General features: G+C 65.4%; 32 protein-coding genes. 11 read left to right on the top strand and 21 right to left on the bottom strand.

Annotated elements, in window-relative coordinates; translation table 11 throughout:
• Together AC6IY7_RS13035 and pqqE are read left to right on the top strand one after the other, a co-directional pair.
• Entirely contained in the window at positions 1–807 is an 807-nt protein-coding gene (locus tag AC6IY7_RS13035) for a nucleotidyltransferase domain-containing protein (protein ID WP_497779657.1), read from the top strand.
• Positions 808–850: 43 nt separating this feature from the next.
• Positions 851–2,323, top strand: a complete 1,473-nt coding sequence (gene pqqE / locus AC6IY7_RS13030) for a pyrroloquinoline quinone biosynthesis protein PqqE (protein ID WP_497779656.1) — start codon at positions 851–853, stop codon at positions 2,321–2,323.
• A 6-nt stretch (positions 2,324–2,329) separates the two neighbouring features.
• Here pqqE and AC6IY7_RS13025 read toward each other — a convergent pair whose 3' ends face one another.
• Together AC6IY7_RS13025 and AC6IY7_RS13020 are read right to left on the bottom strand one after the other, a co-directional pair.
• Complete coding sequence (locus AC6IY7_RS13025; RefSeq protein ID WP_497779654.1) at positions 2,330–2,533, bottom strand: hypothetical protein; 204 nt, start codon at positions 2,531–2,533, stop codon at positions 2,330–2,332.
• A 53-nt stretch (positions 2,534–2,586) separates the two neighbouring features.
• Entirely contained in the window at positions 2,587–3,081 is a 495-nt protein-coding gene (locus AC6IY7_RS13020) for a cupin domain-containing protein (protein WP_497779653.1), read from the bottom strand.
• Between the two features lie 246 nt (positions 3,082–3,327).
• Between AC6IY7_RS13020 and AC6IY7_RS13015 the strand changes: the two genes are divergently transcribed.
• On the top strand, positions 3,328–3,702 hold the full coding sequence (locus AC6IY7_RS13015; protein WP_497779651.1) for a flagellar export protein FliJ: 375 nt from the start codon (positions 3,328–3,330) through the stop codon (positions 3,700–3,702).
• Positions 3,703–4,044: 342 nt separating this feature from the next.
• Positions 4,045–5,025 carry a UPF0104 family protein gene (locus AC6IY7_RS13010; protein WP_497779649.1) on the top strand — a complete coding sequence of 327 codons (981 nt, stop codon included), beginning with the start codon at positions 4,045–4,047 and terminating at the stop codon, positions 5,023–5,025.
• Between the two features lie 177 nt (positions 5,026–5,202).
• Here the strand turns inward: AC6IY7_RS13010 and sciP are convergent, their stop codons facing one another.
• The 6 genes from sciP to AC6IY7_RS12980 form a co-directional block, all read right to left on the bottom strand.
• Complete coding sequence (gene sciP / locus AC6IY7_RS13005; RefSeq protein WP_159725907.1) at positions 5,203–5,478, bottom strand: CtrA inhibitor SciP; 276 nt, start codon at positions 5,476–5,478, stop codon at positions 5,203–5,205.
• A 264-nt stretch (positions 5,479–5,742) separates the two neighbouring features.
• Complete coding sequence (locus tag AC6IY7_RS13000; RefSeq protein WP_497779646.1) at positions 5,743–6,087, bottom strand: septal ring lytic transglycosylase RlpA family protein; 345 nt, start codon at positions 6,085–6,087, stop codon at positions 5,743–5,745.
• 284 nt (positions 6,088–6,371) lie between these two features.
• Positions 6,372–6,773: a DoxX family protein gene (locus AC6IY7_RS12995; protein ID WP_497779645.1), complete on the bottom strand. Its 402-nt coding sequence runs from the start codon at positions 6,771–6,773 to the stop codon at positions 6,372–6,374.
• 259 nt (positions 6,774–7,032) lie between these two features.
• On the bottom strand, positions 7,033–7,644 hold the full coding sequence (locus AC6IY7_RS12990; protein WP_497779643.1) for a malonic semialdehyde reductase: 612 nt from the start codon (positions 7,642–7,644) through the stop codon (positions 7,033–7,035).
• A 57-nt stretch (positions 7,645–7,701) separates the two neighbouring features.
• On the bottom strand, positions 7,702–8,421 hold the full coding sequence (locus AC6IY7_RS12985; RefSeq protein WP_497779642.1) for a hypothetical protein: 720 nt from the start codon (positions 8,419–8,421) through the stop codon (positions 7,702–7,704).
• An 87-nt stretch (positions 8,422–8,508) separates the two neighbouring features.
• Positions 8,509–8,718: a cold-shock protein gene (locus AC6IY7_RS12980; RefSeq protein WP_018264633.1), complete on the bottom strand. Its 210-nt coding sequence runs from the start codon at positions 8,716–8,718 to the stop codon at positions 8,509–8,511.
• A 377-nt stretch (positions 8,719–9,095) separates the two neighbouring features.
• Here AC6IY7_RS12980 and AC6IY7_RS12975 point away from each other — a divergent pair, with 377 nt between their 5' ends.
• The gene (locus tag AC6IY7_RS12975) at positions 9,096–9,341 is read left to right on the top strand and encodes an acyl carrier protein (protein ID WP_497779640.1); all 246 of its coding nucleotides are present in this window, start codon (positions 9,096–9,098) and stop codon (positions 9,339–9,341) included.
• Positions 9,342–9,351: 10 nt separating this feature from the next.
• Here AC6IY7_RS12975 and AC6IY7_RS12970 read toward each other — a convergent pair whose 3' ends face one another.
• From AC6IY7_RS12970 to ruvC, 4 genes are all read right to left on the bottom strand, one after another.
• A complete protein-coding gene (locus AC6IY7_RS12970) occupies positions 9,352–9,717 on the bottom strand; it encodes a hypothetical protein (protein WP_497779639.1) in 366 nt (121 codons plus the stop codon).
• Between the two features lie 119 nt (positions 9,718–9,836).
• Entirely contained in the window at positions 9,837–10,451 is a 615-nt protein-coding gene (gene ruvA, locus AC6IY7_RS12965; protein WP_497779638.1) for a Holliday junction branch migration protein RuvA, read from the bottom strand.
• The gene (locus AC6IY7_RS12960) at positions 10,448–10,855 is read right to left on the bottom strand and encodes a hypothetical protein (RefSeq protein ID WP_497779636.1); all 408 of its coding nucleotides are present in this window, start codon (positions 10,853–10,855) and stop codon (positions 10,448–10,450) included. Before AC6IY7_RS12960 ends, ruvA begins: the two co-directional genes overlap by 4 nt.
• Positions 10,856–11,025: 170 nt before the next feature.
• Complete coding sequence (gene ruvC, locus AC6IY7_RS12955; RefSeq protein ID WP_497779634.1) at positions 11,026–11,550, bottom strand: crossover junction endodeoxyribonuclease RuvC; 525 nt, start codon at positions 11,548–11,550, stop codon at positions 11,026–11,028.
• A gap of 326 nt (positions 11,551–11,876) precedes the next feature.
• On the opposite strand from ruvC, the gene AC6IY7_RS12950 reads away from it, so the two are divergent.
• Positions 11,877–12,587, top strand: a complete 711-nt coding sequence (locus AC6IY7_RS12950) for a class I SAM-dependent methyltransferase (RefSeq protein ID WP_497779632.1) — start codon at positions 11,877–11,879, stop codon at positions 12,585–12,587.
• Between the two features lie 41 nt (positions 12,588–12,628).
• Here the strand turns inward: AC6IY7_RS12950 and lldD are convergent, their stop codons facing one another.
• Both lldD and AC6IY7_RS12940 read right to left on the bottom strand, forming a co-directional pair.
• Positions 12,629–13,786 (bottom strand): FMN-dependent L-lactate dehydrogenase LldD, encoded by a 1,158-nt coding sequence (gene lldD, locus AC6IY7_RS12945; RefSeq protein WP_497779631.1) that lies wholly within the window; start codon positions 13,784–13,786, stop codon positions 12,629–12,631.
• Positions 13,787–14,043: 257 nt separating this feature from the next.
• On the bottom strand, positions 14,044–14,478 hold the full coding sequence (locus AC6IY7_RS12940) for an iron-sulfur cluster assembly scaffold protein (RefSeq protein ID WP_497779629.1): 435 nt from the start codon (positions 14,476–14,478) through the stop codon (positions 14,044–14,046).
• A gap of 129 nt (positions 14,479–14,607) precedes the next feature.
• Between AC6IY7_RS12940 and folE the strand changes: the two genes are divergently transcribed.
• The 3 genes from folE (at position 14,608) to AC6IY7_RS12925 (ending at position 16,872) form a co-directional block, all read left to right on the top strand.
• Complete coding sequence (folE, locus tag AC6IY7_RS12935) at positions 14,608–15,237, top strand: GTP cyclohydrolase I FolE (protein WP_497779627.1); 630 nt, start codon at positions 14,608–14,610, stop codon at positions 15,235–15,237.
• Positions 15,238–15,289: 52 nt separating this feature from the next.
• Positions 15,290–15,706 carry a phosphoribosyl-AMP cyclohydrolase gene (gene hisI / locus AC6IY7_RS12930; RefSeq protein WP_497779626.1) on the top strand — a complete coding sequence of 139 codons (417 nt, stop codon included), beginning with the start codon at positions 15,290–15,292 and terminating at the stop codon, positions 15,704–15,706.
• A 122-nt stretch (positions 15,707–15,828) separates the two neighbouring features.
• A complete protein-coding gene (locus AC6IY7_RS12925) occupies positions 15,829–16,872 on the top strand; it encodes a patatin-like phospholipase family protein (RefSeq protein WP_497779624.1) in 1,044 nt (347 codons plus the stop codon).
• 124 nt (positions 16,873–16,996) lie between these two features.
• On the opposite strand, the gene AC6IY7_RS12920 is transcribed toward AC6IY7_RS12925, so the two are convergent.
• On the bottom strand, positions 16,997–17,428 hold the full coding sequence (locus AC6IY7_RS12920; RefSeq protein ID WP_497779622.1) for a CBS domain-containing protein: 432 nt from the start codon (positions 17,426–17,428) through the stop codon (positions 16,997–16,999).
• A gap of 24 nt (positions 17,429–17,452) precedes the next feature.
• The gene (locus AC6IY7_RS12915) at positions 17,453–18,244 is read right to left on the bottom strand and encodes a rhomboid family intramembrane serine protease (protein ID WP_497779620.1); all 792 of its coding nucleotides are present in this window, start codon (positions 18,242–18,244) and stop codon (positions 17,453–17,455) included.
• A 162-nt stretch (positions 18,245–18,406) separates the two neighbouring features.
• Here AC6IY7_RS12915 and AC6IY7_RS12910 point away from each other — a divergent pair, with 162 nt between their 5' ends.
• Positions 18,407–19,003, top strand: coding sequence for a PAS domain-containing protein (locus tag AC6IY7_RS12910; RefSeq protein ID WP_497779618.1), 597 nt, complete (start codon positions 18,407–18,409; stop codon positions 19,001–19,003).
• Positions 19,004–19,064: 61 nt separating this feature from the next.
• Here AC6IY7_RS12910 and smbP read toward each other — a convergent pair whose 3' ends face one another.
• Positions 19,065–19,400, bottom strand: a complete 336-nt coding sequence (gene smbP / locus AC6IY7_RS12905) for a small metal-binding protein SmbP (RefSeq protein ID WP_497779616.1) — start codon at positions 19,398–19,400, stop codon at positions 19,065–19,067.
• A 147-nt stretch (positions 19,401–19,547) separates the two neighbouring features.
• Complete coding sequence (locus tag AC6IY7_RS12900) at positions 19,548–19,754, bottom strand: hypothetical protein (protein ID WP_497779614.1); 207 nt, start codon at positions 19,752–19,754, stop codon at positions 19,548–19,550.
• 497 nt (positions 19,755–20,251) lie between these two features.
• On the opposite strand from AC6IY7_RS12900, the gene AC6IY7_RS12895 reads away from it, so the two are divergent.
• Complete coding sequence (locus tag AC6IY7_RS12895) at positions 20,252–20,461, top strand: hypothetical protein (protein ID WP_497779611.1); 210 nt, start codon at positions 20,252–20,254, stop codon at positions 20,459–20,461.
• A 37-nt stretch (positions 20,462–20,498) separates the two neighbouring features.
• Here AC6IY7_RS12895 and AC6IY7_RS12890 read toward each other — a convergent pair whose 3' ends face one another.
• The 3 genes from AC6IY7_RS12890 to flgG are packed head-to-tail and all read right to left on the bottom strand — an operon-like array spanning position 20,499 to position 22,842.
• Complete coding sequence (locus tag AC6IY7_RS12890; protein ID WP_497779609.1) at positions 20,499–21,593, bottom strand: flagellar basal body P-ring protein FlgI; 1,095 nt, start codon at positions 21,591–21,593, stop codon at positions 20,499–20,501.
• Positions 21,593–22,057, bottom strand: coding sequence for a flagellar basal body P-ring formation chaperone FlgA (gene flgA / locus AC6IY7_RS12885; RefSeq protein ID WP_497779608.1), 465 nt, complete (start codon positions 22,055–22,057; stop codon positions 21,593–21,595). Before flgA ends, AC6IY7_RS12890 begins: the two co-directional genes overlap by 1 nt.
• On the bottom strand, positions 22,054–22,842 hold the full coding sequence (gene flgG, locus AC6IY7_RS12880; protein WP_497779607.1) for a flagellar basal-body rod protein FlgG: 789 nt from the start codon (positions 22,840–22,842) through the stop codon (positions 22,054–22,056). The genes flgA and flgG overlap by 4 nt, the downstream gene beginning before the upstream one ends.
• Positions 22,843–22,844 lie beyond the last annotated feature (2 nt).

The raw sequence follows: 22,844 nt of genomic DNA, 5'->3' as shown, positions 1-22,844 counted from the left end.
TTGGACCCCGCGATAGTCGAAAAAATTCAGAAGCGGCTCGACGATCTCCAAATCGCCGAACGAGTCGCTATTCCCTTGGCCGTGGAGAGCGGCAGCCGGGCTTGGGGCTTTCCCTCTCCCGACAGCGATTATGATTGCCGTTTCATCTATATTCGTCGCTCGGCGGATTATCTATCGCCTTGGCGCAAGCGCGATGTGATCGAAACGCCTCTCGACGAAATTTTCGACGTGAACGGATGGGATCTCGGAAAGTCCCTGCAACTTCTGCTCAAGGGGAACGCCGTCGTCATCGAATGGCTCACCTCGCCGATCGACTATCGCCGCGATCGGGAATTCGCCGATGCGTTTCTGGTGCTCGCGCGCGAGACAGTCGATCGCGAGCGCATCGCCTATCATTACCTGCACCTCGGCGAACGCCATCGTCGCACCTATTTCAGCGACGACAAGAATGTGCGCCGCAAGAAGCTGTTTTACGCTCTGCGCCCGGCGGCGGCGCTCCGCTGGCTGCGCCTGTATCCGAATGAGCGGATCGCGCCGATGCAATTCCAAGAGCTGATGGCGCAATGCGATCCGCCGGCCGAGGTCACTGCCATTGTGGAGGCTCTGCTCGCGGAGAAGTCGCGATCGAGCGAGATGGGAACCGGCCCGGTCGACCCCGCACTCGCGGCATTTATCGACGCGGAATTCGCCTCCGCTCGAAACACGCTGCGACCGACGGAACGCCGGATCGAGCGCGAGGCGATCGAACGGGCCGAAGCCTTTTTCCTCGCGGCTCTCCGCCGTCACGCTCCAGACGGGATGATGTGATGGTCGCTGCGAATATGTTAAAAGGACGCGCAAAGGGAACGCCATGACCGACGTCCGCACCCGCTACCTGATAACCGCCGACGCTCGCCCGGCCTTCACGCGCTATTCGCGCCTGCACGAGGATGTCGTGCGGCAGCGCAAGGTGATCCTCGCGCCCGAACGCGCCTATGAGCTGGACGCCATCAGCCTCGCCGTGCTCGGCCATGTCGACGGCGTCGCTAGCGTCTCCGAGATTTCGCAGCGTCTCGCGCAGACCTATTCGGCGCCCGTCGAGGTGATCCAGACGGATGTGCTCGAGCTGCTGCAAGGCCTCGCCGACAAGCGCCTGCTGCGCGACGGGCCGGACGCTTTTTCGCCGCCTCCCCTCTCGCAGACGGCGAAATCCTATGCCCCCTTCGAGCGCGGCCCGGCGGGACTGCTCGCCGAGCTGACGCATCGCTGTCCGCTGCAATGCCCCTATTGCTCCAATCCGCTCGATCTGGAGCGCGCCAATACGGAGCTGACCTCCGGCGAATGGGGCGACGTGTTCCGTCAGGCCGCCTCCATCGGCGCGCTGCAATTGCATCTCTCCGGCGGCGAGCCGACCCTTCGCCGCGATCTCGAGGAGATTCTCGCTCACGCCGTCGACGCCGGCCTCTACACCAATCTCGTGACCTCGGCCGTGCTGCTGACGCGCGAGCGTTTGGCGCATCTCGCCGAGATCGGCCTCGATCATGTGCAGGTCTCGGTGCAGGATGTGGTCCCCGAAAGCTCGGACCATATTTCCGGCTATGAGGGCGGCGTCGCCAAGAAGCGCGACGTCGCGCGCTGGGCCCGGGAATTGGGCCTCGGGCTCACAATCAATGCGCCGATCCATCGCCAGAACATCGACCATCTGCCGCGGATCATCGATTTCGCGGTGGAGGTCGGCGCGCAGCGGCTCGAGGTGGCGCATATTCAATATTACGCCTGGGCGGAAGTGAACCGCGCCGCGCTGATCCCGACGCGCGAGAAATTCCTCGCGACGGTCGGGATCGTGGAAGAGGCGAAGAAGCGCCTGCAGGGCGTGCTCAATTTCGACTTCGTGATCCACGATCACTACGCCTCGCGCCCCAAGGCCTGCACGGGCGGCTGGGGCCGCAGCATCATGGTGGTGACGCCCTCCGGCAAGGCCCTGCCCTGCCACGCCGCGCAAACTCTGCCGGGCCTTTCCTTCGACAATGTGCGCCAACGCCCGCTCGGCGACATTTGGCGCAATGGCGCCGCCTTCAACGCCTTCCGAGGCGAGGAATGGATGCAGGAGCCCTGCCGCAGCTGCGACAAGCGCGGCGTCGATTATGGCGGCTGCCGCTGCCAGGCGCTGGCCGTCACCGGCGACGCGGCGGCGACCGATCCGGCCTGCCATCGCTCGGCCCATCACGAGGAATTCGCCGCGCTGGGCCAAAACGAGTCGCTGCTGCCGGCCCCGCCTTTCGTCTATCGCCGCCTCGGCGGGGCGGAGCGCAAGGAGAAGGCGCTGGACGAGCAGCCGGCGTGAGCGGCGTCAGACTTCGACGAGATCGAGGCGCTTCTCGATCCGGTCGAGGCGAAATTCGATGCGGTCGATGCGGCTCGACAAGGTTGCGCCCTGCTGCTCGAGGATTCCCAACCGCGTCTTGATCTCCCGATTGTCCTCGTGGAGCGCATCGAACCGCTCGTTCAGAAGACGCAAATAGACCAGGACGACATTGTCGGGTTCTTCAGCCATATTTCGATGCTCTCGCAACAATCATACGCTTTCGGCCAAGGGAAACAACCGCCTCACCTTTGCGCCGGCGCGACCTGATTGCGTGGGTCGTCCTTCGGACTGACGTAGTCGATGCTCCACGGCCCCATGGCGTCGATCTGGAGCACCGTCTCCTCGTCGAAGAAGGCGTAATGCGCGACGCCCGGCGGCATGATCGAGAAAGCGCCCACGGGAAGCTCCTCGACGCTGGCCCGATCGGCGGCCGGGCCGAGGCCGAGCCGCATCCGCCCGGCGACGATCGACACCACCTCCGCCTTGGGATGGGTGTGCGGCGGAATGCGATAGCCCTTGGGCGCCTTCAGCCGCATCACGAAGAGCCCGTCCTTCGCGGGATCGCCGTAGAGGACCGCCGCCTCCGCCCCGCCCGGCAGCGACGCCGGCGCGGCCACGAAGGGAGTATCGCCCGGCAGAAGGACCTTATGCGTCCCCACCTGATCGGCCCCCGTCGGCGCCGCTGACAAAAGCGCGGCGACCCCGGCCGCCGCAATGACTGCATAGGCTCGTCTCATCTCCGCCTCCTCCAATCGCCAGGAATGTCATCAGGAACGGGCGCGAGCCCGCGCGCGCCCATATAGGGCGCCGTCGCCGAGAGCCGAGCGGAATGATTGAAATTACGGCGCTTTTTTGTTTGGGACCGAGAATTCCAGGGTCAGTAACACTCGAGCAACCTCCTTGCGCCATATTTCCGGTCGTCTCGCGGATGAAGCGACCGAGTTCGCATGCGTCGTAAGTAACTAGTGCCGGAGTATAGTGTCATGAAGTCGCGAGATGCCGTGGTTCGGCTGAAACGTTTTCACGCCGAAGAATGCCGGCGCCGTGTGGCGCAGCTTCAGACGATGATCGCCGAATTCACCCGCATGACGGGCGACCTCGATCGCGAGATCGCCCATGAGGAACAGCGGGCCAATATCAGCGACCCCAATCATTTCGCCTATCCGACCTATGCTCAGGCCGCGCGCACGCGCCGCGACAATCTCCTGCGCTCGGTCGCCGATCTGAAGGATCAGCTGGTCGAGGCCGAGGCGCATTTGAAGGATGCGGGCGAGGAGCTGAGCAAGGCGCAGGGCCAGGAAGCCCGCGACCGTGGCGGCGACCGCGTCATCGATCTCATCGCCGAGCGGCGGGCCTGACGCTTCTTTCAGCGTTCAGGCCAGAAAATAACAGAAGCGCGAGCCGTAGAGCCGCAGCCATAAGCCGACGCTGGGACGCCTGCGCGCGGCCGGCGCTTCGCCACGCGCCAGTCGCGTCGCGATCTCGGCGACGGGATGAGAAGCGCCGGTCCCGATAGACCGAGGAGGCGAAAAGCCGGCCCTGTCCGCCCCCGCCGCTCGCCCGATGAAATTGCGGCGCCTAGCTTAGCAGCGCCCGCGCGGCGGACAAGCCGAAGCCGGCTTTCAGGCTTGCGGTCCCGCCGTGGCCATGCCAGTGAGAGCGCGCGTTCCGCACCGGGAGCGCCGAAACCGCAGCGTCCCATGAAAAAAATTTTGGAATATGTCTGGCCTCTCGTCGGGCTGGTGGCGGTGATCGCCTCTTTCTATCTTCTCTATGGAGAATTTCGCGGGGAATCGGTCGGCGAAGAGGTCTGGGCCGATCTACAGGCCATTCCGGTCACCCATTGGATCGCCGCCGGCTTCTGCTCTCTGCTCGCATATGCGGCGCTCGCCTGGTACGATCGGATCGCCCTGCTCCACCTCGGCGTGAAGCATATCTCCTGGATGTTCATCTCGCTCTGCTCCTTCACCACTTACGCGCTCTCCCACAATATCGGCGCCTCGGTCTTCTCCGGCGCGGTGGTGCGCTATCGGGCCTATTCCACCAAGGGCCTCACCGCCGGCCAGGTGGCTGTACTCGTGGTGCTGTGCTCTTACACTTTCGGCCTGGGCACGGTGCTGCTCGCGGGGCTTCTGCTCACCTATCAGCCGAGCCTGCTCAGCCGCCTCTCCGGAATGCTGCCGGATGCGCTGACCAATGAGCATACGGCGCTGACGATCGGCCTCACCTGCCTCGGGGCAGTGGCGCTCTATGTCGTCGGCTCGCTGATGCACTTCAAGCCGATCAATCTCGGCAAGCTGCATGTGATGTATCCGCGGCCCGAGGTCATGATACGGCAGATGTTCGCGGCGCCTCTGGAACTGATCGGCGCCGCCGGCATCATCTATTTCGCTCTGCCGGAGGGCAGCGGCACGCCGTTTATCGTCGTGCTCGGCACTTTCCTCCTGTCCTTCTCGGCGGCGCTCGTCTCCCATGCGCCGGGCGGGCTCGGCGTGTTCGAGCTCATCTTCATCAAGGCCATGCCGGATGTGCCGCGGCTCAAGGTGCTGACGGCGCTGCTGGTGTTCCGCCTGCTCTATCTCATCGTGCCGTTGCTATTCGCGCTCGTGGTCGTGCTGCTGTTCGAGCGCGGACGCCTCGCCGAGACGCTGCGCAGCCGCGGCGGCGGCGCGGAGAGCTGAAAAAGAAAGAGCCGGCCGCCCGAAGGCGAACCGGCTCTGCGTTCTTCTGCGGCGCGACCTTAGAGCGTTTCCAGCCGAAGTGGACACCGGTTCGGCGTTGGAAACGCGTCAAAACAAAAGCCTAGAGTCTTTCCGTGTTTCAATGAAACACGGAAAGACTCTAGGACGGCGCCGAATTCACATGCGATATTGCTGCAGGCGGGTCGTCCGCAATCCGGCGAGACCATGCTGGTCGATCGACATCTGCCAGCTCAGAAATTCGTCCACCGTCAGCGTGTAGCGGTTGCAAGCCTCCTCCAGGGAGAGAAGCCCGCCACGCACCGCCGCGACCACTTCGGCTTTACGGCGGATCACCCAGCGCTTTGTCGTGGGCGGCGGCAGATCCGCGACGGTCAAGGGGCTGCCATCGGGTCCGATGACATATTTGACACGCGGACGATGCGTCTCGGTCATTTTGTTACTCGCATACTCTCACTCGACCATTCCTCTATAAGCGCGGCGATTTAACATTTGCCTAAGCCAAACTCCTGTGTTTGCGGCCAATTGAGAAATCCGTATTTACTAAAGCTCATGCTTGCGCCGGGGCCTCGGCTCCGCCTCGCCACGAGGGGGCTGCCTCATCGGAACTGAAGCGCTTCTCGAGACACGTCAAATCATCTGACGCAGCGCTCTCGAGCGTTTCCAGCCGAAGTGAACGCTACTTCGGCTGGAAACGCTCTAATCGCTCGCGCTCACCCGCTCCACCTTCACCCGGGCGACGCCCGCCGACCGGAAGCCGAGGCTCTGAGCGGCGTGGACCGAGACGTCGATCACCCTGCCGCGCACGAAAGGTCCGCGATCATTGATCGTGACGACCACAGAACGGCCATTGCCGAGATTGGTCACGCGCGCCTGTGAGCCGAAAGGAAGGCTACGATGGGCCGCCGTCAGCATCCCCACATGGCCTCCGCTCGCAGTCCGGCCGTGATAGCCGTAGTAGGAGGCCTTCCCCACCCAGGATTGGCCCGCCGCCGCCGCTGTCGAACCTGCAAAAACCGCCGCTCCGATGATCCATTTTTTCAATGCGCCATCCCCCAGTCGTTTCGCTCCCGACCGTCGACCGAGCTCGGACGACGCTATCGAGTAGACCCGCGCTAAGGGTGAGTTGTGATCAAATAGTGGCGAGAGCGCCAGTGGCGGATTCTGCCTAGTTCTGCGCCAGAGCGGCAAGTAGCGGCTCACAATATTTCAGGGTATTCTATACTAAAGCCTCAAATAAACACTAAGGTAGTTTGAAATATATTTGTCACATAATTACTTTTCTGTTGCAGAAATGACACAGGATTCGAGAATCTATGGTGAGGCTGTCAAGCCCTCTCGCGAAAAGGACGATCGAGGGCGAAGCGGCCGGGGCCGGCGAGCGCGAAAAGCAGGAAGACGACGGCATAGACGAGCGCCAGCTCGCCGCCATTGTGGATCGGCAGCGCGCCGCGGGCGGCATGGCCGACGACATAGGCCACGACCATTTCCGCCGCGAGGACGATCGCCGTCGGTCGGGTGAAGAGGCCGAGGAGCAGCAGCAGGCCGCCGAGGATCTCGATCGCCCCCGCGAGGCCGAGCAGCGAGACGAGCTTCAGCCCGTCGAACATTGCGACATGCGGAAAGCCGAAGAGCTTGGCGGTTCCGTGCTGCAGGAACAGCAGGGCGACGAGAATGCGCGCGAGGCCGAGCAGCGCCTGCGCGCGGCCCGGCGGAAGCAGCGAAGCCATGGCGTTTCCTCTCTTTACAGCGTTTCCAGCCGACGTGGACGCCGGTTCGGCTGGAAACGCGTCGAAACCAGAGCCGAGAGTCTTTCGGTGTCTCAATGAAACACGGAAAGACACGAGTGGTCTGCTTCATCGGAACTGAAGGGCTTCGAATAGCGAGCCTGATGGCTCGCGGTCCAGGGGCGCGCTTGGACCGCGAGCCTTAGAGACTCGCTTTTCGAGACACGTCAATTCATCTGGCGCATGCCACGAGCGGATCGAGTCAGAGGATCGAGGCGATTTCCTCGAAAGCGAAACGCGGACCCCTCGGATAGAGTTTCGTCGGATCGCCAAAGCCGATGTTGATCAGGAAATTCGATTTTGTCGTCCCGCCGGGGAAGAACTCGTCGTCGACCTTCGCATTGTCGAAGCCGCTCATCGGCCCGGCGTCGAGCCCCACCGCGCGCAGCGCCAGCAGCAAATAGGCGCCCTGCAGCGTGCCGTTGCGAAACGCCGTCGTCTCGATCAGCGGGGCGTTGCCGACGAACCAGGCGCGCGCGTCGGTCGCCGGATAGAGTCGCGGCAGATGCTCGTAGAATTGCGTGTCATGGGCGACGATCGCCGTCGCCGGCGCGGCGAGCGTCTTGTCGAGATTGCCCGGCGCCAGCGCCGGCGCGAGCCGCGCCTTGGCCGCCGCCGAACGGATGAAGACGAAGCGCGCCGGCAGGCAATTGGCGCTGGTCGGCCCCCAGAGCGCGAGCCGCACCGCCTGCTGGAGCAGCGCGTCCGGGACCTCCCGATCCGCCCAGCCATTATGCGTGCGCGCCTCTGTGAAAAGCTGGGCGAGCGCTTCCGCGCTCAGAGCTTCGTGATGCGAAAATCCATCTTGCGCCATATCGCTCGCTCCTCGTCTCGCTCACATCGCGGCTCGGCGAGAGAACGCGCGCCGAGCTCAGATGTCGCGGCCTTCGACTTCCAATCGCAGGCGTTCCTCCGCCTTCCGCCACTCCTCGCGACGCGGATCGAGCACGCGGGCGCGGCGGTAGGCCTCCAGCGCGCGCGCCGGCGCGCCGATGCGCTCCCTCACCGCGCCCAGCGTTCCGAGCGCGTCGAAACGGCGCGGCTCCAGCCGCAGCGCAGAGTCGAGATCGTGCTCGGCGCCGTCGAGATCGCCGAGCGTGATACGGACATTGGCGCGGCCGACCAGCGCCTCGGCCCATGTGGGCTCGAGCGTGACGATGCGGTCGAAGAGATCGAGCGCGAGACTGTCGGCGCCGAGGCTCGTGGCCGCCATCGCCCGGCGCAGCAGCAGATCGGCCGTCGGCGAGCCCGATCGCGCCCACAGCCGGCCGATCGCCTGGGCGAGCGCGCTCTCTTCCTCCTCATTCTCGGCGAGGGTGAGGCGGCGGATGAGATCCTCGAGCGAGTCGCGCGCGATCTGCGGCGCCCGCTCGGGCGCGAGCTCTGGCTCGACAGGCGCGGAGCGGCGCTGCGGCGAGAACACGCGCGCGCCGGGCGGCAAGGGGATCGGCACGCGTCCTATGCCGGGAATGTCGAGATATTGCCGTTCGGAGAAGGGAGCCTCGGCCCCTGCGGCGAGCGCGCCGGGAGCGGCGAGAAGCGCGGCCGCGAGCACGGCGGCGATAGATTGGGACGAAGGCGCGAGGCGCATGAGCGCGACTGTAGCGCACGCGCGGGCCGAAAGACAAGAACGACGAAAAGGGTCGCCGGGGCGCGGCGACCCTCTCGGCTGCGCGCCTCAGAGCGCCTTGAGCTGGTCCGCGGAGGACTTGCCGGTGCGGCGGTCCTGAGCGATCTCGAAGCTCACCTTCTGGCCTTCGCGCAGATCGCGCAGGCCGGCGCGCTCCACAGCGCTGATATGGACGAACACGTCCTTGTCGTCGCCGTCGGGCTGGATGAAGCCATAACCCTTCTGGGCGTTGAACCACTTAACCGTTCCAGTCGCCATTCGTCTCTCCGAACATAGAGGAGATGGCCCGCCTGCGCGGGGCCGGGTCGATCGATGTTAGGGAGAGGTCGTCAGCGGCTCCGTCTCCGAAGCGCGCCCAAGTCGCCGGCCGAAAATCGATGCGGGGGAACATAGAGGCCCCGGCCGCCTCCGGCAATGGCGGATCACGCTATGGGCCATAAGTAATTACCGAGAAAGAAAGGCTTTCCTAACCTTGAAAAACAACAGGTCGCCCGGTTCACGCCACATTCAGCCGGCCGACGCGATCTTTGCATTGGATTCACGATCATCGAGTCAAATTATCGTCGAATGATCGTGATCTGCGAGAGCGAGGGCGGCGGCCGTCCCCGCGCGCATCCAAGGAGCGGAGAGCAAAAGTGATTGACCTCGTTCGGCAAGCGATCGACGAACATGCGCGCTTGCCTGTGCCGGCGCGTAACCTTTCGGCGAATTCCGACCTCTATGAGCTCGGCCTCACCTCCTTCGCGGCGGTGCGGATCATGCTCGCGCTCGAGGATGCTCTGGGCGTCCAATTCCCCGAGCATATGCTCCGCCGCCGCAATTTCGCCTCGATCGGCGCCATCGTCGCCTGTCTGCGCGAGCTCGAGCGCAAAGCGGCCTGAGCGCGGCCTTTCAGAGCCGCGCGCCCGAGGGACAATAGCGGGCCTTGGGATCGACCCCGGCGGAGAGCGCCGCCGGGAAGACGTCCCTGCGCAGGCCGAAAGCGAGCAGCCCCGGCGTCACCGGACGAGCGGCGGCCGCAAAGCTCTGGAAGGCGGCGGAACGCCCCTCCCGCGTCGCGCGCGCGGCGAGCTTTTCGGCGCCCGGCTCCGGGACGAGACGGTCGAGCCCGCATTGCGCGAAAAGCGGCAGGCGATGCGCCGGAAGCGGCGCCGCGCAGGCGCGCTCCATCAGCACGACGATGGTGAAGAAAACGAGCGCCGAGAAAGCGACGAAAAGCGCGCCGATCTGACGCGCGCCCAAATCTGCTCGTGACATAGCTGACCCCCTTGGGCCGCGAGAACCGGCCGAGGGTGTCAAATGGAGCAGCGCCGGCGCCCCTCCAGCGCCAGCGCGGGACATGATTAGCGGGGAGTGACCGGGCGGCTCAACACGCTCTAGCCCGCCAGCTCCTTCAGCCCGCGCCGGATCAGCGCGCCCGTGTCCGCCCCCTCGCCGATCGCCTCGAGGCTCTTGGCCACCGCCGCCGCCGCCTGCGGCCGGCCATAGCCGAGATTGACCAGCGCCGAGATCGCATCCTGCGCGGCCGGCGGCGCCTGCCCCGGCTCCTCGCCGGAGAGCCGCGCGACGGCGGGATCGAAGCCGGCGAAGGCCGGCGCCTTGTCCTTCAGCTCGGCGACGATGCGCGCCGCGAGCTTGGGCCCGACGCCCGAGGCGCGCGCCACCATCGCCTTGTCCTGCCCCGCAATGGCCGAGGCCAGCTCGCCGGGAGAGAGAATGGAGAGAATGGCCAGCGCCACTTTGGCGCCGACGCCCTGCACGCTCTGCAACAGGCGGAACCAGTCGCGCTCGGCGTCCGAGGAGAAGCCGAACAGGCGGATCGAATCCTCGCGCACCTGCGTCTCTATGGCGAGCGCCGCCGCCTCGCCGACGGGCGCGAGCTTCTGCAATGTGCGCGCCGAGCAATTCACCACATAGCCGACGCCATGCACGTCGAGAATGACGAAATCCTCGCCATAGGAATCGACGACGCCCTTCAGTTTGCCGATCATCGCGCCCCCGCCCCCGCGGAACAGCGGACGAGCTTGGCGCTTTTCGTCCCGTCCTTCCAGAGGAATTGCAGCGCGCCATTCTCCAGCGTCATCTGGAATTCGTCGCGATGCGGCTTCGCATCCTCTTCGCCGGAACAGGCGCGCGCCTTCACCGCAAAGAGCGCGCGGCCACCCTTATTCTCCGTCTCGTCGTAATCGACGCCCTGGCAGCCATAGGTCGGCAGCGTCAGCCGCTTTTCGTCGAGCGTCGCGAAATAGTCCTTCGCCTTGCAGCTCGCCGCGTCCAGCGCATAGCGCCCGAGCGGCGAATGCGCATCGAGCGACCCCGCCTGCACCGCGCCGGCGAGCAGGAGGAATGCGAGCCCGACGACTCCCCATCGAACGGCCAGAATCCGCGCGCTCATGCCGAGGAGATCGCGCAGCGACCGTCTCGAGGCACGAAAGCGAGTTCCAGAAGGCGACGCATGACGATTTCCTCGTCCTTCGAGACACAGCCTTCGGCCGCTCCTCAGGATGAGGAAATCGTCACCCCGCAGCCCGCCGCTCCTTCCGAACGCGCCCCGCAGTATCCCGCTCATCGCGTCCCCGCAGCGAGCTTGCGCGCGGCGGCGCGGCCGGCGCGATGATGGGCGTGGCAGATGGCGACGGCCAGCGCATCGGCGGCGTCGGCGCTCTCGGCCCGGCTCGCGGGCAGCAGCACGCGCACCATCATGGCGATTTGCGCCTTGTCGGCGTGGCCATTGCCGACGACGGTCTTTTTGACGACATTGGCGGCATATTCCTCCACCTCGAGGCCGGCGAGCGCCGGCGCCGCCAGCGCGACGCCGCGCGCCTGGCCGAGCTTCAAGGCCGATTGCGGATCGCGATTGACGAAGGTCTCCTCGATCGCCGCCTCATGGGGCGCGAGTTCCTCTATGACGCGCGCGAGGCCGCGCTGCAATTGCGCGAGCCGCTCGCCCATGGAGGCGCCGGAGTCCGAATGCAGCGAGCCGCAGGCGACAAAGGAGAGCCGCGAGCCGCGCGACGCCTCGACGATCCCCCAGCCCGTGTTGCGGAGGCCCGGGTCTATGCCGAGGATGCGAATCGTCTCGTCCGTCATGGTCGGAGGTTAGGGGGAAAGGGGGACGAGGGGTAGCGGCGTCTCTCGCGCCGACGCCGATGCGCCCCAACGCTTTTTGGCCTTGGCTCGACACCGCCCAATGGCCTCGACAATGCCATTCGAACCTCCGGCAACCTCCGATCTCTCCGGCCTCGAACCGGACAATCGTCTGCCGCGTGAGACGGACATGTCATCTACTCTCGACACTCCGCGAAGCTCCGCATTGCGGGAGCCGCCAAACTTTGAAATCCTCGTATCTGAGCCGTGCGCATCCGACGACTCTCGGCTTATAGGGTCTGGACCCGAGCCTGAAGGGAGTTTGAATTTTGTCGCACCCGTCTCAGATCTCATTCATCGAAAGCATTTCCCGCGTCGCCCCCGAGTTCTTTAGAGACCAGAAAGTTCTTGAATTTGGCGCCCTAGACATCAACGGGTCTGTTCGACAATTTTTCCGTAATTGTGAGCATATCGGTATTGATGTCGAGGCTGGGAAAGGAGTCGATATCGTTTGCCAAGCGCAGGATTTCGACGCGCCAGATAATAGTTTCGACGTGGTGATTTCATGCGAATGCATGGAACACAATCCTTATTGGAAAGAAACTTTCTTAAATATGACTCGTCTTTGTAGAGGTGCGGGGCTTGTTATTATGTCTTGCGCCACCGTTGGCCGCCGAGAACACGGAACTGCCAGGTCTCACCCGCACGCTTCGCCTCTTACCGTCGGATTAGGATGGGATTACTATCAAAATTTGCCGAATAAAGTCTGGTTGAAGGCTTTTCCTTTGGAGGAGTCCTTTTCTGGATGGTCTACCTGGACTAATTGGGAATCGTCTGATTTGTATTTCGTGGGGATCAAGAAAGGAGGCAACGAAAAAGAAGCTAACGATACATGGAAAAAAATTCGTGAAGAGGTGAATAAATACGTCGGCAAGGTGAACGGCCGTACGCGAATATTGATTCGCGGGCTATTCGGCGCTCTCTTCGGTGACTTTGGATTTCTGGCAATTATAAAGATTCGTAAATTTATCGGTGCGTGAGCGTCGTCCAGAAATCCTCGGCCCAAGCGCATCATCCCCATTCACCTGGCCGGCGTCGAGGCTCCGGTCCACCCCAAAATCCCCCGCCCAACTTTCCCCACCTCCCCCACCCCGCACAACATCATCCCCACCCGCAGCTCCGCCGCGAAAATATCCAGCATGTTCTCCACGCCCGCTCGGCCCGCAGCGGCCAGCGCATAGGCATAGGCGCGGCCCAGCAGCACGCCCTTGGCGCCCAGCGCCAGCATGCGCAGAACGTCGAGGCCGGAGCGAACGCCGGAATCGGCGAAGAGCAGCAGATCGTCGCCCACGGCGTCGGCGATCCTCGGCAGCATGCACGCGACAGAGGGCGCGCCGTCGAGCTGGCGGCCGCCATGGTTGGAGACGACGATCGCCTCGACGCCGAAACGCACCGCGTCGCGCGCGTCCGCCTCGTCCAGCACGCCCTTGACGATCATGCGGCCCGGCCAGCGATCGCGCACCCATTCCAGGGTCGACCAGTCGAGCGTCGGATCGACATTGGCGGCGATGTCGCGCAGATAATTCTTCTGCTTCATCGCGCCGCCGAGATAGGTCGCGACATTGCCGAGATCATGCGGCCGGCCCATGAGCCCGACATCGAAAGCCCAGGCGGGCCGGCTCAGCGCCTGCAACAAACGCCGCTGCGCGGCGAAGGGGCCGGACATGCCGGAATGCGCATCGCGATAGCGCAGGCCCAGCGCCGGCAGATCGACGGTGAAGACCAGCGTCTCGACGCCGGCGGCCTTTGCGCGCGCCAGCATATTCTCCATGAAGCCGCGATCCTTCAGCATATAGAGCTGCAGCCAGATCGGCCGCTCGCTGGCCGCGGCGACCTCCTCGATCGGGCAGACCGAGAGGGTGGAGAGAATGAAGGGAACGCCCTTTTTCGCCGCCGCCTGCGCGCCCTGAACCTCGCCGCGCCGCGCGAACATGCCCGCCATGCCGATGGGCGCGATCAGCACGGGCAGCTTCGACGCGACGCCGAGCCATTGCGTCGAGAGATCGACATCGGCGACGCCCTGCATCACGCGCTGACGCAGCGTCACGCTCGAAAGATCGGTCCTATTGGCGGCGAGAGTCTGCTCGGCTCCAGCGCCGCCGTCTATATAGTCGAACAGAAATCGCGGCAGCTTTCGTCGCGCGGCGTTTCGATAGTCGCAGGCGGAAGAGATGATCATCGCGGCCCTCGGCGCCGAATGGCGCGCGCCCCTCTGCAAAGGCGAGAAGCGACGCGATCGTCTCGCGCCGCCGATCGCAATAGATCGAGACCGGGACGGAGGAAAGCCACGTCATGCGGCCGCGGCGCCCTGCACGAAAGAGACAGGGCCGGACGTGTCCACGCGCGCGCCGACGCCGGCAGAGCCGTCGCCGGCTCGGCCGCTGTCGCGCCCGCGAGGGCTCGCCGCCGGACGAGGGGCGCCGGAGCGCCCCTCCCTCAGCCCTGACGCTTCTCGATCTGGCCGATCGCGTCCACGACGGCGTCGAAGGTCAGGAGCGTCGAGGCGTGACGCGATTTGAAATCGCGCACCGGCTCCAGAATGGCGATTTCCTCCCATTTTCCGCCTGGGGGGGCGCCATTCTCCTTCAACATCTTGCGGACGGTCTCGCGCAGGGCGCGCAACTCCTGCGGCGTGGAGCCGACAATGTTGCGCGCCATGATCGAGGAGGCGGCCTGACCGAGGGCGCAGGCTTTGACCTCATGTGCGAAATCCGCCACTTTGCCATCGGATAGGGTGACATCGACTGTCACGGTCGATCCGCAGAGCTTGGAATGGGCGGTGGCGCTGGCGCCTGGAGCCGCGAGACGACCGACACGCGGTATCTGCGCGGCGAGCTCCAGGATGCGCTGGTTGTAGACTTGATCGAGCATGGTGGCCGATAAGTTGCTAGCGGGGGGTTACGTGGAATCCTTCCACTGAGTATATAATTCCGCAGGCCGCGTTGAAAGCGGCCGTCTTCCCCGAAGTGGTCGGGCCCGTAGTCAATCTGGAGGCGCCACATGGATGCCGTGGTTAAGTCCTTGCTCGACCGTCCCGAGACGGCCGAGACGCCCGTCGAACGTCCGACCCGCGAGGAAGCGGAGGCGGCAGTGCGCGTGCTGCTGCGTTGGGCAGGCGACAATCCCGACCGCGAGGGCCTCAAAGAGACCCCTCGCCGTGTCGTGAAAGCCTATGAGGAGTTCTTTCGCGGCTATCAGGAAGACGCCGGCGGGGAGCTGTCCCGCGTTTTCGAGGAGGTCGAGGGTTATGACGACCTCGTGCTGGTGCGCGACATCCCGTTCTTCTCGCATTGCGAGCATCATGTCGTTCCCTTTGTCGGAAAAGCGCATATCGCCTATTATCCGACCGGCGGGGTGGTCGGCCTGTCCAAGCTCGCGCGCCTCGTCGACGTCTACGCCCGCCGGCTGCAGACGCAGGAGGCGATGACGGCGCAGATCGCCACCGCCATCAATCAGCATCTGACCCCGCGCGGGGTCGCCGTGCTGGTGGAGGCCGAGCATATGTGCATGTCGATGCGCGGCGTGATGAAACACGGCTCCTCGACGGTGACGGTGCAGTTCTCGGGCGTGTTCCGCGACGATCCGGCCGAGCAGGTGCATTTCTACACGCTGCTGCGCGGCGCCCACTGAACCGCCTCGCCCCGAGCCGAACCCGAGCCGAACGACATCCGGAGAACGCCCCATGTCCGCCTTGCCGCCGGCGAAGGCCCAGGAACTCGAAGCTCGAACAAAGGAGCTCGAAGAGGGCCTCGCCTTCGCGCCACGCTATGACGCGCAGGGGCTCATCGTCTGCATCACCGTCGAGGCGGCGACCAAGGACGTGCTCATGGTCGCCTATATGAACGAGCTCGCGCTCTCGAAGACGATCGAGACCGGGGTCGCGCATTATTGGTCGCGCTCGCGGCAGAGCCTGTGGCGCAAGGGCGACACCTCCGGCCAGGTGCAGAAAGTGGTGTCGCTCGAGGTCGATTGCGACCAGGACGCGCTGCTGCTGACGGTCGAGCCGGGCGGCGACGGCCAAGCTTGCCACACGGGGCGAAAATCCTGTTTCTACCGCCGCTTGGACCCAGGCTCCGGCCGTCTCGTCTTCGCGGACTGAGGCAGGCCGCGACCCCTCCCCCGCGCATCCCGCGCCGTTAACCGGGCGGCTACTTTCTGCGCGCAGCCTTCCTCCCAATATAAGAAAAAATCGCCTGGGGGAGGAACACGAGGAGCGCCTCGATGACGGCCTTTTTTCGCAATCCGTTCGAGAGATGGTCAGGCGACGGCGGCGGTGTGATCGCGCCTCCTGTCGACGACCCGCCGACAGTGACGGCGGAACGGGAGAAGCCCGAGACGCGGCCGAAGATCGGCCTGGCGCTGGGCGCCGGCGCGGCGCGCGGCTGGTCGCATATCGGCGTGCTGCGCGAGCTCGCGGCGCATGGCATCGTTCCGGACGTCGTCGCGGGCACCTCGATCGGCGCCGTCGTCGGCGGCTGCTACGCCGCCGGCAAGCTGGACGCGATAGAATCCTTCGCGCGCGGGCTGACCAAGCGGCGCGTCTTCACTTTCATGGACTTGTCCTTCTCCGGCATGAGCCTCATCGGCGGCGAGCGCCTGCGCGCCGCGCTCGAGAAGGAGCTCGCCGATTTCCTGATCGAGGATCTGCCGGTCGCCTTCGCCGCCGTCGCCACCGAGGTCGGCACCGGACACGAGGTCTGGCTCAAGCGCGGCGCGCTGGCGCCCGCGGTGCGCGCCTCCTATGCTCTGCCCGGCATTTTCGAGCCCGTTCGCATCGGCGACCGCTGGCTGTTCGACGGCGCGCTGGTCAATCCGATCCCGATCACCGTCTGCCGGGCGCTGGGCGCCGATTTCGTGATCGCGGTCAATGTCACCGCCGACACCATGTATCGCTCCCATGTGATCCACGATCATCACGCCCATGCCGCCGGCGGCGGCGCCGCGGAAGCGGGCGCGCCCTTTGGCGCCGCCTCCGAGCCCGGCCTGGCGGCGCAGCTGCTGCCGCGCTATTTCCAGCGCCGCCCCGGCGCCGCGCCCAATGTCGCCGCCTCGATGATCGACGCCTTCAACATTATTCAGGATCGCATTTTGCGCTCGCGCATGGCCGGCGATCCGCCCGACGCCACGATTCATGCGCGCCATGAGGAGGTCGGCATGTTCGACTTCCACCGCGCCAAGGAATTGATCGAGCTCGGCCACGAGGCGACGAAACGCTCTCTGCCCAATATTTTCGCCCATATCCCGCTCGTCGGCGCGACGCCGTGAGCGGCGAAGACGCGCGTTTGGAGCGGCATGAGGACGAGGCGCGCCCGGATCGACGGGCGCGATTTCTCCCGCGCCGCGCGCTTTTCGTCGCGGCGTGAAATTCGAGTTCTGACGGCTCGCCGCGTCAGGCGGTCGCAATATAGGCGCGCAGCTCCTGACGCTCGGCCTCGATCTCGTCGATCCGGCATTTGACCACATCGCCGATCGAGACGAGACCGGCGAGACGCCCGCCGCGCAGCACCGGCAGATGGCGGCGGCGCTCCACCGTCATCGCCTCCATCGTCCGCTCGAGCGTGTCGTCTTCGGCGATCGACATGGGATCGGCGGTCATGAAGCGCGCGACCGCGTCGCAGAGCGCTTCGACGCCGCATCGGGCGATGGCGCCGACGATGTCGCGCTCGGTGATGAGGCCGACGACCTCGTCATCGGCGTCGACGACGACGAGCGCCCCTATGCCGCGGCGGTTCAATTCCTCCGCCACTTGCAGCAATGTCCGATCTGGGGCGATGGTGACGACCTCTGCCCCTTTACGGGCGAGTATGCGGGCGACGTTCATTTCGAAATCCCTCCCCTCTCGCTGTTATCTCTTCGTTTCACGGCCTCCTTCGCGGCGGCAGTCGAACGCGCCGAACAGCAGCAGGCCGGCCGCGAATCCCCCGACATGCGCCTCCCAGGCGATCTGCTCCGTCGACCCCGCCGCCCCGGGGAACAGGCCGAAGATCAGATTGGCCGCGAACCAGAGCCCGACAAAGGCGAGCGCGCGCCGGTTGGACCACAGCTCGGCGAGACTCGACGCGCGACGCGACGCCGTCGGCGCTCCGAACTCCGCATCCCGGGCGAAAGCGAAACGCGCGCTCGCCGCCATGGTTCCCGAGATCGCCGCCGAGGCGCCGACGACCGGGCCGAGATCGAAGGGATGGATCGCAAAATGCGCCGCCGCGCCGGCGGCCGCCGTCAGCGCCATGAAGGCCAGGAAGCGCGCCGCGCCGAAACGGCGCGCCAGCGGCGAGCCGAAGGCGGCGAGCGTCACGCCATTGACGGCGAGATGCGTCCAATTGGCGTGCAGCAGCGCATAGGTCACGAAGGTCCACCAGGGCAGGCGCCCGACTCCGAGCGCCTCCGCAATGTCGCTCGCCTCGACGCCCGGGGCCAGCTGACCAGCGATCGAGCGCATGAAGGCGTCCGGCGCCAGGACGATGGAAATCCGCCCCGGAACGAAGGCCAGCGCCGAGAAGACCTCGACGACCGACGCCGCCGGCAGCGCCCCGAGCGCCAATTGGATCGCCGCCAGCGCCGCGAGCAGCGCCGTGATCTCACGGGGCAAATTGAGAATTTTCTCCCTGGCGGGACGCGCCTCGGATCGCTCGTTCATCTTTTGCCCGTCTCGCGTTCGCCGAAGCCGCCCTTCCGCGTGGTTACCGATTCATTGCCGCTGGCATGCCGTCTGCTCTTCAGCTCTCGCCGCTCGGGGGCGGGCGGCAGGGCGCGCCGATTCGACGCAAAGTCCTTCACGAGACGCCGTTTTGGAAACAAAATGAGACACAAGGTCAATCAACAACTCTACGCCTATTGGAGCCGCTTGAAAGGGGCGCGGTCGGCGCCCGAGCGGTCCGAAATCGACCCGGCGGAAATTCGCGAGGCGCTGCCCGATTCCTTCATCATCGAGATCGACGAGGCGGGCCGGTTCCCGATCCGCCTGTGCGGCACGCGGCTGAATGCGCTCTGGCTCGACGAGCAGAAGGGGAAATCCTTTCTCGATCTGTGGTCTGCCGACGATCGTCGAACGCTCGCCTCCGTCATGCTGACCGTCATAGACGGGGTGGCGCCGGTCGTGGCCGGGGTCGAGGGACGCGCCGGCGACGAGGGCGATATATTGGAGCTCGAGCTGCTCCTGCTGCCGTTGCGTCACTTCGGCAAGACGCATTCCCGCGTTCTCGGCGCCCTCGCGCCGGCGCGCCGTCCGCGCTGGCTCGGCGTCGCGCCGGCCAGTCCGCTGCGGCTGAAATCATTTCGCGTCATCGCGCCGAGCGAGGCGCGATTTCGTCTCCTGGAGCCGACCGGTCGTCGTGTGGCGCGTCCCGCCGCGGCGGGACGCCCGGAACTCGTTCTCTATCGGGGCGGAAAAGCCTGAATGCGCATTCCCGCGGTCCGCGGCGCGCCCCCTCACGGGGGCGCGCCCGGCTTTGGCGAGATTATTGCGCGACCTGCTTGAGCTCGCCCTCGGCGGCCTTCGCATGTTCGGCGGCCGGCGCGAGATGGTTCTGCCGGGCCTCGTCGACCGCGGCCTTCAAATGGTCGATCGCCGCGGCGAGATGCGCGTCGGGCTTGAACTTCTGCAGCGACTCCGCCTTTTCCAGCGAGAGATCGGCATGATAGGCGAGCAGCCCGGTATCCTTCAGCTTGATCTGGGTAACCGCCTCCTCGACGTGGCGGAGGGCCTGATCGAGCCGGTCGTCGGCGAGCGCCAGGGTGGAGGCGAAAAGCGCGCCGCCGAAAGCGAGCGTGAGAGCGGCGGTTTTGAACTTCATGGTCGTTTCCTCATGATCCGGCGGCCAGCACATCGCACTGAACGTGTCGAGTTATCGCGGTCGCCGATGATCGTGTCCTGCATTTAAATGCAAGTCGGGGCGGCTTACTAGCCCATGTGTCCGATTTTCAGCCGCCCCCGCCGCGACTCACCAGAATTTCAACGAGGCGAGCAGACCTTTTTGCGCGGCATGGCGATCCTGCTCCTTGAGCTCCAGGAAGATCTGCCGCGCGCTCGCCCGCAATGCGAGGAGCTGTTCGTCCGAAATCTCGAAATCGACGGCCGCCGACCGCAATTCGCGGCGCGCGGCGTCGAGCTTCTCTTGCAACAAGGCGATCAGGGAATTTTTTGCCATTTTTGCTCTCTCACTCGCTTGGGCGAGCCTGAGAGCGGGAGCGGAAAGAGCGCTCGAATTCCCTCGAAGGGCTTCCTCAATCAGATTCGCCGGTCGTGCCTACATCCGAGGCCCTCGGATCTGTAGGAACGCTCACGCTCGAGCGTCGACGCGATTATCATTGAAACTTCGCCGATCCGCAATCCGGCCGCGACATCCGCCCGCGACGCCTTGCGAAAGCGACCCGACGCCCGCTCGGCGACGCCGCTCCGTAGCGTTCCGATTTCGCACATACGTCGGAATTTATTCCGATTTGGTCTGCGCATCCCGGCGCGGCGGCGCGCCCTCGCCCATTCGCCGAAGGGGCGCGGCGACGGAGCGGGACCATAAAGGCACGACCACGACGGCAAATTCCACGGCCATCGGCGCCGCGCGCTGGAGTCGCATCGACGCCTCTACCGCCGGACGCCTCTTCTGCCAATCTAGGCGGAAAGGCCGAGCGCATCCCGGAGGAGCACATGGGTGATCAGATCGAGCTTTCGCTCACGCTCGAGCGCGTCGACGCAGCGACGCTGCTCGAATGCCTCGAGCGTCAGCTCGAGGCGCTGCAGAGGATCGAGCAGGATGCGGGCGCCGAGCTCTTCGCCGCGGCGCAGCGCGAGAAGGCGGCCGTCATACCGGTCATCATGGCGCTGGAGAGCGCTTTGCGGACGAGCCGACCCCATTGAGACAAGGTCCTCGGAACCGGCGTCATTGGAGCCGGGGTCATTGGATCACGAGATCGGCCTGCAAGGCTCCAGCCGACTTGATCGCCTGCAGGATCGAGATGATCCCGGTCGGCTTGAGGCCGATCTGATTGAGCCCGCGCACCAGCGTGCGCAATGTCGGCCCCTCGAGCGTCGCGACGCCGCCGACCTCCTCGGTCGCGGTGATGCGGGTCTGGCTGGTGACCGTCGTCTTGCCATTGGAGAAGGGCGCCGGCTGCGAGACTTCCGGCGTCTCGTTGATCCGCACGGTGAGGCCGCCATGCGTCAGAGCGACGGGCGATATTTTCACATCCTGGCCGATCACCACAGTGCCGGTGCGCTCGTCTATGACGACCCGCGCGGGCGTGCTCGGCTCGACACGCAATTCGCCGATCTCGGCGAGCAGCCGCGTCGCGCCGCCGCGCGTGGAGGTCAGCGCGACGCTGCGGTTATCGCGTTCGCGCGCGATCCGCTGATGATATTTTTCTTGGCTATAGCGATTGATGGCGTCGGTGATGCGCACCGCGGTCTCGAAATCGGGATTGCGCAGCTCGAGCACCAGCGCGCCATTCTCCCCGGCCGGCCGCGGCGCCTCGCGCTCGATGGTCGCGCCATTGGGCACGCGTCCCACCGTCGCGACGCCGTGAGTGAGCGTCTCGTTCTGGCCGCCGACAGCGAAGCCCGAGACCGCGATCGGCCCTTGCGCGATCGCATAGACATTGCCGTCTATGCCGGTGAGCGAAGTCAGGAGCAGCGTTCCGCCCATCAGCGAGGTGGCGTCGCCCATCGCCGATACTGTGATGTCGATCGTCGAGCCCCAGCCGACGAAAGGCGGCAGCGCCGCCGTCACCATCACCGCGGCGAGATTGCGCGTGCGCAGCGCGCTGTTGCGCACATTGACGCCGAGCCGATCCAGCATGGAGGACACCGATTGCTCGGTGAAAGGCGCATTGCGCAATGTGTCGCCGGTCCCCGCCAGGCCGACGACGAGCCCATAGCCGAGCAGCTGATATTCCCGCACGCCGCGCGGAAAGGTGATGTCCTTGATGCGCACCGACGCGAGCGCCGGCGCGCTCATCAGCACGAGCAGAGCGACCGCGACGAGCCTGCGCATCAGCCCTCGCTCACGCGGACGGAGCCATCCGCCTGCACGCGGCCGGTGACGACGAGTCCGCTGTCCTGATTGCGCACGCGGATGAGATCGCCGACCGAGCCCGCCTGAAGCGCGGAGCCGTAAGCGACGATGACCATGCCGCCCTCGTCGAAGACGATCTTGACCGCCGCATTGATGGAGACCACCTTCGGCGCATCCACCGCTATGATCGGAATCGGCCGATCCGGCAGAAGCGTGCGCCGCGCGATCTTGCCGACGAGCGCGCCCTTGGTCTCCGCCACCGAGCCGTCGGAGCCGCCACCGAAGCCGAAGCTGCGCTCGCCGAGCATGGAGTCGCGAATGACGTCGCCGGGATAGATGACGGCGAGCGGCACGGGGAGCATGCGCTCCTCCGCGCCGAGCGGCGAAAGGCCGCAGAGGGTCGCGGCCAGCACGAAAGCAACGAGCCGCGGAAGGCGCATCATCTGATTCCCTTCGAGACTGTGCCCTCCATCTCGTCCACCGCCTGGATCACCTTGGAGCTGAGCTCGAAGGCGCGCTGCGCCGAGATGAGATTGACGAGCTCCTTGACCGGATCGACGTTCGAGCTCTCGAGATAATATTGGCTGATCGTGCCGAAGCCAGGATCGCCCGGCACGCCGACGACCGGCGCGCCGGAGGCGACCGTCTGGCGGAAGAGATTGCCGCCCAGAGCCTCGAGGCCGGATTCATTGGCGAAATTGGCGATCGTCAATTGCCCGAGCTGCTGCGGCGCCGTCTGGCCGCCGATCGTCGCCGAGACGATGCCGGATTGGTTGACGGTGATCGCCGTGGCGTTGTTGGGAACGACGATGGTCGGCGTCACCAGATAGCCGTCGCCCGTCACCAATTGTCCATTGGCGTTGGTGCTGAACGAGCCGGCGCGCGTATAGACCGTCTCACTGTCCGGGCCCACGATCTGGAACCAGCCGCGGCCCTGCAGCGCGAGATCGAGCTGATTGCCGGTCTGTGTGAGCGAGCCTTGCGTCTGCAGGCTGCGGATCGCCGCGAGGCGCACGCCGAGGCCGGTCTGCGAGCCTTCCGGAATCGTCGCGTCGCGGCCGCGGTTGGAGACGCCCTGGAGACGGTCCGCCTGATAGAGCAGATCGGTGAACTCCGCGCGCGAGCGCTTGAACGCCGTCGTGTTGATATTGGCGATATTGTTGGAGAGAACTTCGATATTCTGCTGCTGGGCGTTCATGCCCGTGGCCGCTATGGCGAGCGCTCGCATGG

Source organism: Methylosinus sp. is20ea (genome assembly GCF_059718135.1).
Note: the sequence above shows the minus strand (reverse complement) of the source record. Positions and strands in the feature narration are given on the sequence as shown.

What these genes read in the sequence shown, in the direction of transcription:
- AC6IY7_RS12900 (WP_497779614.1), bottom strand. Translation starts at nt 19,754, where the DNA reads ATGGCAAAAAATTCCCTGATCGCCTTGTTGCAAGAGAAGCTCGACGCC.
- AC6IY7_RS12985 (WP_497779642.1), bottom strand. Translation starts at nt 8,421, where the DNA reads ATGCGCCTCGCGCCTTCGTCCCAATCTATCGCCGCCGTGCTCGCGGCC.
- ruvA (WP_497779638.1), bottom strand. Translation starts at nt 10,451, where the DNA reads ATGATCGGCAAACTGAAGGGCGTCGTCGATTCCTATGGCGAGGATTTC.
- folE (WP_497779627.1), top strand. Translation starts at nt 14,608, where the DNA reads ATGGATGCCGTGGTTAAGTCCTTGCTCGACCGTCCCGAGACGGCCGAG.
- AC6IY7_RS13025 (WP_497779654.1), bottom strand. Translation starts at nt 2,533, where the DNA reads ATGGCTGAAGAACCCGACAATGTCGTCCTGGTCTATTTGCGTCTTCTG.
- hisI (WP_497779626.1), top strand. Translation starts at nt 15,290, where the DNA reads ATGTCCGCCTTGCCGCCGGCGAAGGCCCAGGAACTCGAAGCTCGAACA.
- AC6IY7_RS12915 (WP_497779620.1), bottom strand. Translation starts at nt 18,244, where the DNA reads ATGAACGAGCGATCCGAGGCGCGTCCCGCCAGGGAGAAAATTCTCAAT.
- AC6IY7_RS12895 (WP_497779611.1), top strand. Translation starts at nt 20,252, where the DNA reads ATGGGTGATCAGATCGAGCTTTCGCTCACGCTCGAGCGCGTCGACGCA.
- sciP (WP_159725907.1), bottom strand. Translation starts at nt 5,478, where the DNA reads ATGACCGAGACGCATCGTCCGCGTGTCAAATATGTCATCGGACCCGAT.
- lldD (WP_497779631.1), bottom strand. Translation starts at nt 13,786, where the DNA reads ATGATCATCTCTTCCGCCTGCGACTATCGAAACGCCGCGCGACGAAAG.
- ruvC (WP_497779634.1), bottom strand. Translation starts at nt 11,550, where the DNA reads ATGACGGACGAGACGATTCGCATCCTCGGCATAGACCCGGGCCTCCGC.
- pqqE (WP_497779656.1), top strand. Translation starts at nt 851, where the DNA reads ATGACCGACGTCCGCACCCGCTACCTGATAACCGCCGACGCTCGCCCG.
- AC6IY7_RS13015 (WP_497779651.1), top strand. Translation starts at nt 3,328, where the DNA reads ATGAAGTCGCGAGATGCCGTGGTTCGGCTGAAACGTTTTCACGCCGAA.
- AC6IY7_RS12910 (WP_497779618.1), top strand. Translation starts at nt 18,407, where the DNA reads ATGAGACACAAGGTCAATCAACAACTCTACGCCTATTGGAGCCGCTTG.
- smbP (WP_497779616.1), bottom strand. Translation starts at nt 19,400, where the DNA reads ATGAAGTTCAAAACCGCCGCTCTCACGCTCGCTTTCGGCGGCGCGCTT.
- AC6IY7_RS12995 (WP_497779645.1), bottom strand. Translation starts at nt 6,773, where the DNA reads ATGGCTTCGCTGCTTCCGCCGGGCCGCGCGCAGGCGCTGCTCGGCCTC.
- AC6IY7_RS12925 (WP_497779624.1), top strand. Translation starts at nt 15,829, where the DNA reads ATGACGGCCTTTTTTCGCAATCCGTTCGAGAGATGGTCAGGCGACGGC.
- AC6IY7_RS12940 (WP_497779629.1), bottom strand. Translation starts at nt 14,478, where the DNA reads ATGCTCGATCAAGTCTACAACCAGCGCATCCTGGAGCTCGCCGCGCAG.
- flgG (WP_497779607.1), bottom strand. Translation starts at nt 22,842, where the DNA reads ATGCGAGCGCTCGCCATAGCGGCCACGGGCATGAACGCCCAGCAGCAG.
- AC6IY7_RS12980 (WP_018264633.1), bottom strand. Translation starts at nt 8,718, where the DNA reads ATGGCGACTGGAACGGTTAAGTGGTTCAACGCCCAGAAGGGTTATGGC.
- AC6IY7_RS12920 (WP_497779622.1), bottom strand. Translation starts at nt 17,428, where the DNA reads ATGAACGTCGCCCGCATACTCGCCCGTAAAGGGGCAGAGGTCGTCACC.
- AC6IY7_RS12970 (WP_497779639.1), bottom strand. Translation starts at nt 9,717, where the DNA reads ATGTCACGAGCAGATTTGGGCGCGCGTCAGATCGGCGCGCTTTTCGTC.
- AC6IY7_RS13020 (WP_497779653.1), bottom strand. Translation starts at nt 3,081, where the DNA reads ATGAGACGAGCCTATGCAGTCATTGCGGCGGCCGGGGTCGCCGCGCTT.
- AC6IY7_RS12960 (WP_497779636.1), bottom strand. Translation starts at nt 10,855, where the DNA reads ATGAGCGCGCGGATTCTGGCCGTTCGATGGGGAGTCGTCGGGCTCGCA.
- AC6IY7_RS12890 (WP_497779609.1), bottom strand. Translation starts at nt 21,593, where the DNA reads ATGCGCAGGCTCGTCGCGGTCGCTCTGCTCGTGCTGATGAGCGCGCCG.
- flgA (WP_497779608.1), bottom strand. Translation starts at nt 22,057, where the DNA reads ATGATGCGCCTTCCGCGGCTCGTTGCTTTCGTGCTGGCCGCGACCCTC.
- AC6IY7_RS13010 (WP_497779649.1), top strand. Translation starts at nt 4,045, where the DNA reads ATGAAAAAAATTTTGGAATATGTCTGGCCTCTCGTCGGGCTGGTGGCG.
- AC6IY7_RS12990 (WP_497779643.1), bottom strand. Translation starts at nt 7,644, where the DNA reads ATGGCGCAAGATGGATTTTCGCATCACGAAGCTCTGAGCGCGGAAGCG.